The sequence below is a fragment of the Kitasatospora phosalacinea genome, assembly GCF_000717185.1.
GTDB classification, from domain to species: domain Bacteria; phylum Actinomycetota; class Actinomycetes; order Streptomycetales; family Streptomycetaceae; genus Kitasatospora; species Kitasatospora phosalacinea_A.
Window position 1 is genome coordinate 41,130 of the sequence record NZ_JNYE01000057.1, and the last position, 12,141, is coordinate 53,270.

Annotated in this window: 10 protein-coding genes and 1 pseudogene; 7 read left to right on the forward strand and 4 right to left on the reverse strand. The window is 72.5% G+C overall.

Going from position 1 to position 12,141, the window contains the following annotated elements; translation table 11 throughout:
- Positions 1-18 precede the first annotated feature (18 nt).
- Positions 19-1,177 (reverse strand): annotated as a pseudogene (locus tag OO57_RS38575) (UDP-N-acetylglucosamine--N-acetylmuramyl-(pentapeptide) pyrophosphoryl-undecaprenol N-acetylglucosamine transferase).
- A gap of 422 nt (positions 1,178-1,599) precedes the next feature.
- On the opposite strand from OO57_RS38575, the gene OO57_RS23405 reads away from it, so the two are divergent.
- Entirely contained in the window at positions 1,600-2,553 is a 954-nt protein-coding gene (locus tag OO57_RS23405; protein ID WP_106974085.1) for a hypothetical protein, read from the forward strand.
- A gap of 249 nt (positions 2,554-2,802) precedes the next feature.
- Here the strand turns inward: OO57_RS23405 and OO57_RS23410 are convergent, their stop codons facing one another.
- Positions 2,803-3,645, reverse strand: coding sequence for an IclR family transcriptional regulator (locus tag OO57_RS23410; RefSeq protein WP_051778134.1), 843 nt, complete (start codon positions 3,643-3,645; stop codon positions 2,803-2,805).
- Positions 3,646-3,752: 107 nt separating this feature from the next.
- Entirely contained in the window at positions 3,753-4,700 is a 948-nt protein-coding gene (locus OO57_RS23415; RefSeq protein ID WP_033254573.1) for a quinone oxidoreductase family protein, read from the reverse strand.
- Between the two features lie 1,127 nt (positions 4,701-5,827).
- Here OO57_RS23415 and OO57_RS23420 point away from each other — a divergent pair.
- The 6 genes from OO57_RS23420 (at position 5,828) to OO57_RS23440 (ending at position 11,683) form a co-directional block, all read left to right on the forward strand.
- The gene (locus OO57_RS23420) at positions 5,828-6,472 is read left to right on the forward strand and encodes a WhiB family transcriptional regulator (protein WP_033254574.1); all 645 of its coding nucleotides are present in this window, start codon (positions 5,828-5,830) and stop codon (positions 6,470-6,472) included.
- On the forward strand, positions 6,469-7,686 hold the full coding sequence (locus OO57_RS45885; RefSeq protein WP_051778135.1) for a DUF2637 domain-containing protein: 1,218 nt from the start codon (positions 6,469-6,471) through the stop codon (positions 7,684-7,686). The genes OO57_RS23420 and OO57_RS45885 overlap by 4 nt, the downstream gene beginning before the upstream one ends.
- Positions 7,683-7,919: a hypothetical protein gene (locus tag OO57_RS39730; protein ID WP_051778136.1), complete on the forward strand. Its 237-nt coding sequence runs from the start codon at positions 7,683-7,685 to the stop codon at positions 7,917-7,919. The genes OO57_RS45885 and OO57_RS39730 overlap by 4 nt, the downstream gene beginning before the upstream one ends.
- Positions 7,920-8,150: 231 nt before the next feature.
- A complete protein-coding gene (locus OO57_RS38580; protein ID WP_051778137.1) occupies positions 8,151-8,579 on the forward strand; it encodes a plasmid mobilization protein in 429 nt (142 codons plus the stop codon).
- Positions 8,580-8,584: 5 nt separating this feature from the next.
- Positions 8,585-10,300: a relaxase/mobilization nuclease domain-containing protein gene (locus tag OO57_RS23435; RefSeq protein ID WP_051778138.1), complete on the forward strand. Its 1,716-nt coding sequence runs from the start codon at positions 8,585-8,587 to the stop codon at positions 10,298-10,300.
- A gap of 114 nt (positions 10,301-10,414) precedes the next feature.
- Positions 10,415-11,683: an ATP-grasp domain-containing protein gene (locus tag OO57_RS23440; RefSeq protein ID WP_033254575.1), complete on the forward strand. Its 1,269-nt coding sequence runs from the start codon at positions 10,415-10,417 to the stop codon at positions 11,681-11,683.
- Positions 11,684-11,956: 273 nt separating this feature from the next.
- Here OO57_RS23440 and OO57_RS23445 read toward each other — a convergent pair.
- On the reverse strand, positions 11,957-12,141 hold a 185-nt coding region (locus tag OO57_RS23445; protein WP_033254593.1), incomplete at its 5' end, for a transposase.

The following is a 12,141-nucleotide window of genomic DNA, read 5'->3' on the forward strand; positions in this document are numbered from 1 at the left end:
TCTAGAGTAGTTGGCACATCATGGGCCTGGCCGGGAAATGAGGCCAGCAGCGTCGAGCACCAGGTCGACCAGGCGCTGAGCAGCGTACGGGTGGCCGTGCTCGCGGGAGCAGGCCGCCATCGCGCTGCGCCGGGCCGAGTCGGCGAGCAGCGGGACCAGCGCCTCCCGCAGGACGTCCGCGGTGACGTCGCCGGTCAGGGCGACGGCCGCGCCTGCGTCCTGGAGGTGGACGGCGTTGTGGGCCTGCTCGTTGCCCGCCGAGGTGGGCAGCGGGACGAACACCGCTGCCTTGCCGAGCGCGGTCAGCTCCGCGAGCGTTCCGGCGCCGCTGCGGCTGACCACCACGTCCGCCAGCGCCAGCACGTCCGGCAGCTCCGCCCCCGTGTAGCCGGTCAGCAGGTAGCGGGCGGCCAGGTGAAGCGGCATCGCATCGGTCGCCCCACGCAGCGTCGCCTCGTTGGCCGGGCCGCACTGGTGGATCACGTTGGCGTGCTCCAGACGGCAGGATTCCCAGCACCAGGGCGTTGATCTGCACCGAGCCCTGCGCGCCGCCGGTGACGTAGACCGTCGGCAGCGAGCGATCGAAGCCGTAGAGGCCCAGCACGGCCACCGCCTTGTCAGCTCGGCCGGCCAGCACCGCCGGGCGTACCGGATTGCCGGTCACCACCGCGGTGCGGCGGGCGGACGCGGGCAGCAGCGGCAGGGTGGACTCCGAGGAGACCGCGACCCGGGTCGCCGCGCGGGCCAGCACCTTGTTCGCCAGCCCGAGGCGCACCGTCTGCTCATGAACGACCAGCGGCACCCCGCAGGAGCGCGCCGCCAACCCGACCGGCACGGCCACGTATCCGCCGGTGGCCAGCACCACGTCCGGTGCGAACTCCGTGATCAGGGTGCGGGCCTGCCAGGTACCCAGCGGCACCTGGCCCATGTCCCGCACGTTCGCCGGGGAGATCATCCTGAGCGGGTTCGAGGAGCGCCGGACCTTCCCGGTGGCGACCGCCGCGAACCGGATCCCCTCCGCCGGGGCGACCCGCGCCTCCAGACCGGCGGCCGTGCCGATCCACAGCACCTCCACCGTCCGGCCTTGGCCGGCCAGCCGCTCCTGCAACGCCCGCACCGCCGTCAGCGCCGGGTAGGTGTGCCCGCCCGTACCGCCGCCCGTCACGATCAGTCGCAATGGTCCGCCCTGCCCGCGCGCGCCATGCCCTCTCCCCTCGGCCGCCAACAGGCTGCTCAGCTGACGGCTGATCGGTCCACGACGGAGCAGTAACTTTACGTCGCCGATCGGTTTCCGAGAGTACATGCTTCTATTCCGGCTCCACCGGATCCGCCTGACCGGCACAGCCTTCCCCTGCGGCCCCGCCGATCACCGCGCGGAGACGGGACGAGCGTCTCTGCCGTTCTGCCGCGAGGGTCACCCTGCGGCGTGTGATCGAGATCTCTGGGGCAGAACTCGCTTCTGCAGGAGGGGTCTTGCTACGTTCCGTGGTCCAACCGAACACAGGTGACCCCGGCGGTGCGCTAACACCCCGGGGTCCGGCAACAGGAGCGATCACTCCCTTGCAGATTCATCGTAGCGCGCACGCGCGTGCCTTCATCATGCTGCCCAACGCTCTCGTCCAGGACCGGCGGCTGTCCTTCACCGCCCGCGGCCTCCTCGCGGACCTCCTCTCCCGTCCGGAAGGCTGGTCGGAGGACGCTCAGCAGATCGCGGACTCCAGCATCCAGGGGCGCTCCGCGATCCGCGCGGCGCTGAAGGAGCTGCGGGAGGCCGGGTACTACCTGGTGGTGAAGGTGCGGATGCCGGACGGGACGATCCGCAGCGAGGCGCACGTGTTCGACGTCCCGCACCGGCCGGGTGCGGAGATCATCCGGCAGGCTGTCCAGGAGGAGGCCGAGCGGCAGGCCCGACCGGCTGCCCCCCGTCCGGCGTCCGGTGTACCGGCGTCCGGCGCCCGTGAAGCCCTTCTTGTAAAAGACGGTGAGAAAGCACCCTCCCCCCTCCCCCCGGAGGCGGCCGACGGCGACGCGAGCGCCGAGCAGCAGCCGACGGCGCGGAGCGCGGGCGGGCAGGCGGAGCCGGAGGACAGCCCGCCAGTGGAGCCGCTGGACGAGCGGATCCGGGCGGCGGCGCTGGCGCTGCACCGGGCCCTGCGGCCGGAGCCCCGGCTGCGCCTGGGGGAGGCGGAGGCACTGGCACTGGCCCCGCTGGCGGCGCGCTGGCTGGCGCGGGGCTTCGGCGCGGCGGAGCTGGCGCAGGCGCTGCTGCCGGGGCTGCCGGAGCGGATCCACTCGCCCCGGGCGGTGGTCCGGACCCGGCTGCTGGACAAGCTGCCGCCCGCCTGCACCCCCGAGCGGCCGCAGGCACCGCAGACGCACGAGTGCGCCAACTGCGGCGATCCAGTGCCGCGTTCGGGCCTGTGCGGGCCGTGCCAGGGCCGTCCGAAGCCCGTGCTCAAGGTCGGCGGCGGGCAGGCGAGCACCCCGGCGGGTGCCGCGCGGGCGCGGGCGGGGCTGCGTCCGACGGCGGGCCGGGTGGTCTCGGCGGGCTGAGCGACGGCTTCCCGCCCTGCCGCCGCGCGACGCTCTCGCGTCGGCGGCAGGACGGGAGGCGGCGGGCGCGGTCAGCCTCCGCCGACCTTGTCGAGCCAGTCGGTGGCAACGACCGCGAAGCGCGCCCAGAGCAGGATCCCTGCGAGGATGCCCGTGTAGACCAGGGCCCTGATCAGGCGTTCTGGCACCACGACTCCCTTCCTCCGCGGGCTGGTTGCTGCGCGGCTAAGCCGCTCGCGCAGTGGCGGTTCACCCTGTCGGCGTTACGGGCGACAGGGTGAGCTGGGAGATCTCCTCCGCCGCCCGGCGGGTGTGGTAGATCATCGGGCGCAGGTCTTCGGGCATCTCGCCGCTGGGGCGGAGCAGGAGGACGGATCCCATGATCCCGCCGTCCCAGAAGGCGGGGGCGGCGACGCTGTCCCAGCCGGTCATGCACTCCTGGCGGCCGATGGCGAAGCCCATCCGGCGGACCTCGCCCAGCGAGGTGGCGAGGGCGTCGTTGTCGCGGATCACGCCGGGTCCGGCGGTCGGGGGCACCTCCTCGGCCAGGACCCGGTCCCGGATCTTCTGGGGGAGGTAGGCGAGGATGGCGCGCCCGGAGGCGCCGGTGCGCAGAGAGCGGGAGACGGAGACGATGTCCTCCGCCGTCATGCCGACCTCGGCGGGATCCCTGTCGCCGATGGCGTAGTCGGTGCACAGGCGGCCGACGCCGAAGGGGCTGAGGACGTAGAGGAGGGCGAGTCCGCCGGTGGCCTGGTGGAGGGCGACCAGGGTGCTGTGGGTGGAGGCGGCGCCGGGGGCCTCGGCCATGGCGTGGAGTCCGGCGCGGGCCGTGCCGGTGCCCAGGCGGTAGCGACCCCGGCCTACCTGCTCGAAGACGCCCCGGCCGACGCCGGTCTGCAGGATGCGGTGGACGGTGGCGTCGTCCAGGCCGGCCTCTTCGGCGATGGCGCGCAGGGAGTGCACGCTGCCGGGGGTGGCGATACGGGTGAAAGCCTGTTGGACGCTGAACGCCTTGTCGGCGAGCGAGGCAGGCTTGGCGGCCGGCCGGTCCTGGCGGTCGGACGCGGTGGCGGTGATGGCGCTGTTCATCGAGAACCCCCCAGAGGGATCGTCGCGCGGCGCTCGGCGGCGCGACTTGGTGGGCCGCGTGCCCGCCTGGTGCGGGCAGCAGAGAAGAGGGAGAAGCCGGGGGTGGTTCAGAGGCTCAGGTCGAGGACGACCTTGCCGGTGGTGAGCCGGGCTGCGAGGTCGGCGTGGGCCTGGCGGGCCTGGCCGAGCTTGTAGGCCGGACCGTGGAGCGGCTTGAGCCAGCCGTCGGCGACGGCCGTGAACAGCGCGGCCATCGACTCGTTCAGCAGCGTGCGCGAGGGGTAGAGCGAGGGCAGCCAGAACCCGGTGACGGACTTGGACTGGCCGACGAGCTGCGCGATGGGCACCAGGCCCTGGGTCCCGGTCACGGAGCCGAAGACGGAGAGGCGGCCGCGGGGCGAGAGGGCGTCGAGCGTGGCGTGGAAGATGTCTCCGCCGGTCATCTCCATGGCGGCGGTGACGTGGCCGCCCGCGGCGTCGAGGATGCGCTCGGTCAGGCCCTCGACGGTGGAGGAGTCGACGACGGCGTCGGCGCCGAGGTCGGCGGCGAGCTGCCGCTTGGCTTCGGTGCCGGCCATCGCGACGACCTTCGCGCCGGTGCGCTTGGCGAGCTGGACGGCCAGGGAGCCGACTCCGCCGGCGGCCGCGGGGACCAACAGGGTGTCCTCGGCGGTCAGGCGCAGGTCGGTGTGGAGCAGGTGCCAGGCCGTGTTGCCCTGGAGCGTGAGGGCAATGGCGTCGCGGTCGGCGACGGCGTCCGGGACCTCGAAGGCCAACTTGCGGTGGACGGCAACCTGCTCGGCGTAGCCGCCGCCCTTGCCGAGGGCGACGAAGCGGCGGCCGTCCTCGCTCTCCCCGAGGACCTCGTTGCCCGGGATGAACGGGCAGGGCATCGGCGCCGGGTACGTGCCCTCCCGCAGGTGGGTGTCGGCGTAGTTGACGCCGGCCAGGCGGGTGCGGAGCACGCGGTGGCCGGGGGGCGTCGCCGGCCCGGGCATCTCGCTCAGCTCCAGCACCTCAGGGCCGCCGAACTCGCGTACAACTACAGCTCGCATCGTTCAATCCTAAATATTGCACGGTGGATTCTTCGATGAATCCCTTGGCCGGGAGATTCACCCGAGGGCAGCGAATATACCCCCGAGAATCACCGACCCCCCTGCCTTTGACAAGGATCTCATCACCCGGACATTCAAGATCAATTAGCGGAAGACATGCAACCCGTAACCCTGAGTAGCCGATATACTCCGTCACTCACCGCGAAGATTGCAGGTCGAGTGGCATCCTGGAGTCAACTTGTCCGGTTTACGCAGAGTTGGCCAGGCGAACCCCATGATCATTTCTCAGTCTCTGAAAAAACCCCATGTCTACTCGCGTAGATAAGTTGAATTCGTTGACCGGTATCCATGTGAATACCTAACGTATTCCCCAGAGCCAACGGCACACGAACCATCTGAGGAGAGGTCAGGCGATGGCACACAAGCCGCACACCGCCTGCCCCTGCCACGGGCTCTTCGGTCGGCGCGGAACGCGTGACGCCTTCGGGTGTCACGACGCGTAGCGGCGACCGCCTCACGAGTCGGCCACGTAGAGCGACGGTGTCGCCCGGCCAGCCGATCACCAGCCCCGGCGACGGCCACGAGCCGTAGCGATCCGGGCGGCGAAGAAGGCCGTGAAACGACGAAACGCCCGCGAGCGGGAACTCGCAGGCGTCGGTCGTGCACGCCCAGTTGTGACGTACAACACACCCAGAGCAGCAGCCCCGCCCTTGGACGAGTCGGGCTGCGCCCTTACAGAAGGTGATTGAACCATGGTGACGCTTTCGCGTACAGAGCAGTCGGCGGGAACCACCGCCCAGAGCGGTGCAACGGCATCGCTCCCGGCCCACGCCGCCGAGGCGAAGCCGGTCGAGGCGGCCCCGGGGCTCCCGCACCCGGCCGCAACAGTGCAGGCCGCCCTGCCCGACGGCCGTGGCCGGCACCGCCGCGGCTAGGCCCGCTCGTACGCCGCCTGTCGGCAGCTGCACACGACGCCAGCACCACCTGACGGAAGTAGCGGCCCCCGCCGCACGCCCGCTGACCCCTCATCACCGAACTTGCGCCCCCGTGCGGGCCGGCCTCGCCGTGCCCCCGAGCGCCCCTGCCCCGCGCCCGCTGCCCACCCGCGGCGCGATGGAGACACCCCCATGAACGCCACCGTCCACGTGCTGTACGCCACCGTCCACGAGCCGGAGCCCGACACCCTCGACGAGCCGGAGATCGACGTCGTCCGCGAACTGGAGACCGCGTTCGTCAGCGGCCTCGCCCGCGGCAGCCAGTACTGGCGGCTGAAGGCCCTGTGCGCCCGTGACGCCCAGGCCGACGACTGGTTCGCACCGCCGCGACTGGCCGGCCACCGCCGCGCACTGGCCGTCTGCGGGAGCTGCCCCGTGCGCAGCGAGTGCCTGGACGACGCGGTCGCGTGCCGCACCACGGAGGGCATCCGCGGCGGGCTGACCGGTGAGGAGATCGCCCTTCTCCTCACCCACCGCAAGGACGATCGGCGGTTCGACCAGATCAAGTTGGTCCTGCAGGGCGAGCTGGTGCCGCTGACCAGCCCCGAGAAGCGGGCCACGGTCCGGATCACGCAGCTGGTCGGCATCGGCTGGGAGGTCTGGGCCCCGGCGATGGGCATCGGCTACAAGGCCGCGGCCAAGCGCCGCCGGGAAGCCGACAAGCAGCTGACGACCATCCCCAAGCGCGACCTCGTCGAGGAGATCGCCCTCGCCGACGAACTGCGCGCCGAACTGCACCAGGAGTTCACCACCGTCACCCTGGCAGCGGCCGCGTGAGGATACACCGCCCCGCGGTCTCTCCCTGGGACATCGCCGCGATCGGGCTGCTCGGCACGGCCGGGTTCACGCTCAGCTACGACGCTCTCCAGCAGATGGCACAGGCCATCCACATCCGCGGCCAACTCACCTACGCGTTCCCCGTCGTGGTCGACGGTTTCATCGGCTACGGCGTCCGCGCCCTGGTCCTCCTGCAGAAAGCACCCCTGCGAGCACGTGCCTACGTCTGGTCGCTCTTCGCCGGCGCGACCGGCACCAGCGTCTGGGCCAACGCGCTCCATGCCGTCCGCCTCAACGAACTCGACCAAGCAGGACGCGCCGCCGACGCCCTGAGGCTGAACGACGTGCCGGTGGCCTTCCTGAGCACGATCGCGCCACTGGCCCTCGCCGGCGCGGTCCACCTCGGCATCCTCGTCAACCGCCACAACAACACCGCCGCCCCAGCGGACGAGCCCGAGCCCGCTGTCCCCTTCATGGCCGCCGCCCCGGTCTCCCTCGACCGTGTCCCGACCACCGGCCCCCAGCCCACACCTCCGACCATCACCCCCGACCTGGGACGAGCCGCCGCGCAGACCGCAACGGCAGCACTGAGTGCCGCTCCATCCCTCCTGGCCGAGGCCCGGTCCGCCGAGCAGAAACTCCAGCTGTACCGCCAGTCCGTCCGCAGGCGTGCCCGAGAGGCCGCACGGCGCAGCCGACGCACGCAACCGACTCCCCCATCCGACAGGCCCGACGGACAGACAGCGCTGGACGGTCTGCGGACCGAACCTGCGGACCGTACGGACTGGACGGGCGCCCCGGACCGGACCGAACGGACGGACCAGACGGACCGGACCGAACCCGCGGACCGGACCGGACCCGCGGACCGGACGGACCGGACCGAACGGACGGACCAGACGGACCGGACCGAACCCGCGGACCGGACCGAACCCGCGGACCGGACCGAACCCGCGGACCAGACGGACCGGACCGACCAGACGGACCACGGATCCTGTGCTGCTGGCCATCGGGCGCGAAGCGACCAGGGCTGCCGGGCGAACTTCCCGGACCATCGTACGCACAGCTCTCAGGAAGGCAGGCCACCGAGCGTCGAACGAGTCGCTCGGTGCGGTCCTGGAAGTCCTGCGTGCCGACAAGCCACCCCCAGCACGCCGCCGCTAACACCGCCTCACCCCCTCCTCCTCCACCTGACCTACTGCCAGGAGCACCCATGAGCACCGCCGTCCTCGCTGACCAGGACATCGTCAGCGACTTCATGACCGTTCTCGTCGCCCACCGCCACCTGCAGGCGGCCGCTCAGCTCGGGGGCGGCCGGTGGAGGGTCCGCCGCACCGGCACCGGCCAGGGCGAGGTCCTCACCGCGGACCAGGTGGAGGAGCTGGTCATGGACCACGTGATCAGTGCGTTCGCCGCCCGTGGGCTGGCCGATGCGGACGCCGACTTCTAGCTGGCCGCAACCAGCTCGAACTGCCGTCAACCCGCTTCCATCGCAATCGAGTTGTCACCTACGGCGGAGCGAGCTATCTGCTTGGACCGCCCTATCGGACGGTCCAAGCGCTCGCCCCGGCCAGGGGCCGGGAACGGTCCGGATCCGGGCCGAGCGAGGGCGCTCGTCCCGGACCCGGACCTCGGGAGCCAGGGGGCTCCGCAGGACAGGAACGACAGGAAGAACAAGCCGATGAACGCCGCCGTCGACGCCGACGACGAGAGCGTCGTGCGCCGTCCGCGCCGACGTCACCACGAACCCACCCAGCGCCAGCGCCGTCTCACCGCCCGATTCAGTGCCGACGAAGAAGCCGAGATCAAGCGCGCCGCCAGCGCCCGCGCGCTGACGACCGCCCGCTTCATCGCCACCAGTGCTCTCAACGCCGCCCGCAACCTCACCGCCAACGAAGACCCCGAAGACCGCCGCGACCGCGCCCTCGACGAGCTCGCCGCCGCCCGGCACCAGGCCGCCCGCTGCGGTAACAACCTGAACCAGATCGCCCGGGAGCTGAACTCCGGCGGGCTGCCGAGCCCGGCCGACCTGGTCGCTGCCCTGGCCGCCGTCCGCACCGCGGTCACGGCCATCGACACCGCCTCGGCGAAGATCGTGAAGGAGAAGTAGACGCCGTGGTGCCGAACGTGACCCGGGGCTCGCGGACGTACGGCCTGCTCGCCTACCTCTATGGTCCGGGCCGGCGGGACGAACACACCGACCCCCACCTGGTGGCGTCCTGGGACGGCTTCGCCCCGGACCCGGGCCGCGACCTGGCCGCCAACCTCAAGCAGCTCCAGAGCGCCCTGGACATGCGTGTCGACCAGCGCGGCAAGCGCCGCGCGCTGAAGAAGCACGTGTGGCACTGCTCCCTGCGGCTCTCCCCCGAGGACCGCGACCTCAGCCCCGAGGAATGGGCCGAGGCCGCACGGCGGGTCGTCGCCGCCGTCGGCATCGCGCCCGAGGGCGATCCGGACGGCTGTCGCTGGGTGGCGGTGCGCCACGCCCAGGACCACATCCACATCGCGGCCACCATCGTGCGCGGCAACCTGCGCAAGGCCGACATCGAGAACGACTACCGCAGGGCGCAGGCGGAGTGCCGGAAGATCGAGAAGGAGTGGGGGCTGCGCGAGCTCGACCCGGGCGACGGGACGAAGGCGAAGGAGCCGACCAACCGCGAGAAGCACAAGGCCCAGCGGTTGGACCAGCCCGACACCAGTCGGCAGCTGCTGCGCGACGCGGTCCGTCAGGCCCTGGCCGGCGCGGACACCGAGGAGGAGTTCTTCGCCCGCCTGGAGACGGCGGGCGTGCTGGTCAACCGCAAGATCGGGCCGTCCGGCGACACCCTCGGCTACAGCGTGGCCGTCGTCGGCGAGCGCGACGCCGCCGGGAAGCCGGTGTTCTTCGGCGGGTACCGGCTGGCACCCGACCTGACGCTGCCGAAGATCCGGGCCCGCTTCGGCGCGCCGGGCACCGGGGCCGACGAGGAGCTGCAGTCCCCGGCGGCCGGACGGGCGGGCGAGCGCCGCTCCGCCCCGGCCCGGGCGCGCTACGAGGCGTCCAGCGCCGCCGACGAGGTCCTCGACGTCCTGGACGGCGAGGACGACCAGGCCGCCGCCGCGGTCATCGCCGACACGGGCGAAGTGCTGGACGCGCTCGCCGGCACGGCGATGCCCGCGCAGAAGGCCGAGCTCCTCGCGGCCGCCAGGGCGTACGAGCGGGCGTCGCGCTCGCACATCCGGGCCGCCCGCGACGCGGACTACGGCATGCGCTCGGCGGCCCGGAAGATCCTGGCCAGCGGCTACACCACCAACCGGGCGCCGGACGCCGCTGCGGCGGCCACCTTGCTGGCCGCGCTGCTGCTGCTGGTGATCGCGAGCAGCCGCTGGCACGCCGAGCACGGCCACCGCCAGCAGGCCGCCGCCGCCCGCGCCAGCGCCGAGCACCTGCGCGCCGCCTACCGCCAGGCCGCCGCCCGGCCGATGGCCGCCCTCGCGCAGCGCGGCCGGCAACTGCCCCCGGAGGTGCGCGGGCGCCAGGAGCAGGCCCTGCGCCGGGCTGCCCCCGGCGAGGCCGGTCGGCTGCTGGCCGAGCCGGAGTTCGACGCGCTCGCCGCCGCCCTGGCCGAGGCCGAGGCGGCCGGCCACGATCCGCAGGCGCTGCTGGAGCGCGCCCGGGCCTGGCGGGAGCTGGGCACCGCGGACTCCGTGACCGCGGTGCTGACCTGGCGGGTGCGGCACCTGGCCAAGCTCCCCGTCCCCGCCCGCCGACAGCCGCCCGCCCCTGCCGGCATCCCCGACGCGGCCGCCGTCGCCGGCACCCGCCCGGCCGACTCGTCCCGCCGCCGCTGACCCGGCCGCCGACGGACGCCCCCTTCGGCTCCGTCGGCGGCCGCACCACCCCGCACCGACCACGGCCGACCCGGCCTTCCCAACACATCCCTTCCACGCAATGGAGCCGCCCCGATGCGCATCCTCGTCCTGTCCACCGGCAACCCGGTCCTGGAGAACGCCCTGGCCGCCGACGGCCACACCGTCTTCCTCCTCCAGCCCGTCGGCACCGGCAACGCCGACGACCCCAACCGGTACACGATCACCCACTGGGACAACCTCGACGCGCTCGCCGAGATGGAGCCGTGGCTGCCGCACCTCGACGCCGTCGCCACCATCGACGAGCAGGCGATCGTCGCCGCCGCCTACCTGCGCGAGCTGCGCGGCCTGCCCGGCCTGAGCCTGGAGGCCGCCGTCCGCTACACCGACAAGGCCGTGATGAAGACCGCGCTGGCCGCCGCCGACCTCCAGGTCGCACCACACCGCGTCGTCCACCGGGCCGAGCAGATCCCCGAGTTCGCCGAGGAGTTCGGGTGGCCCGTCGTGGTCAAGCCCCGCGCGAGCCTCGCCTCCGTGAACACCCTCGTGGTCAACGACGAGCAGCACCTGCAGGAGCTGCTCGACCAGGGCGCGTTCGACACCCGGGCCACCGACCCGACCGGGCGGTTCACGGCCGGCCACGTCCTGGACTCCCTCCACGAGGCCGAGGACGGGTTCCTCGTCGAGAAGTACCTCGACCTGGCCGCCGAGCACTTCGTCGACCTGTACGTCTACCGGGGCGACGTCCTCCTCGCGGTCCCCGGCCGCTACAACGCCCCGCTGCTGACCACCCTCTACGGCACCACCCGCTCCTACGACACCGTCCTGCGCCCGGACCTGCCGGTGCCCCGGCACCTGGTCCACCTCGCCCGCCAGGCCGCCGCCGCGCTGGGCCAGCAGACCGGCGTGGTGCACTGCGAGATCCTGGAGACCCGCGACTACCCCTTCTACTTCATCGGGGAGGTCGCGGCCCGGCCCGGCGGCGGCGCGATCACCGAACTCGCCTCCCGCATGTACGCCTTCGACCTACCGCAGACCCTCGCCGACCTGGCCTGCGACCGGTTCCCGACTTTCAGGACCACTGCGCGCTTCATGGCGCTCACCGCCGCGATGATCACCGCGCCGCCCGGCAGGGTCGTCCACATTGCCGACCGCGCCACCATCGAAGCGCTGCCCGGTGTGCTGGACGCCGACATCCGCCTGAGCGCCGGGGAGGCGGTGCCCGAGGGCATCGGCACGATGACCACCGCCGGCCGGATCCTCTACGGCAGCTGCGACAACGACGTCGTCGACGGGGAGGTGGAGGACCTGTACACCGCCCTCGACCTGCGCGTCGACGAGGACGTCCCCGCTGCCCGGACCTGACCGCACCTCTCCCCCACCCGTTCTTCCCCCTGGAGCCTGCCCCCTAATGGGGGTCGAAGCCGGCGGATCGCTGACTGCATGCCGGCCCTGGAGACCTCGTGTGAGAGCGCGACGGCCGGCTTCATCTCGGCGGTGATCAGCTGACGTCCGGTGAACCATAGCTGCCCCCAGGGCCTTGAGCCCTTCGACAAGAGTTGGCTCCGGGCGTCGGCCGATCACCGCCGAGGAACGCGGTCGTGCGGGTGCCCGGCGTCGGGGCCATTAGAAGTCATCTCATTTGGTGATTCTGCGATTGCAGATGAGGGTGGCGGCGATGGTGGCGAAGGCCGCGAAGTGGGTGCCCTTGCGTTCGTAGCGGTGGTGGAGTCGGCGGAAGCCGCCGAGCCAGGCGACGGTGCGCTCGATCACCCAACGGTGGCGGCCGAGGCGCTGGGAGGACTCGACACCACGACGGGCGA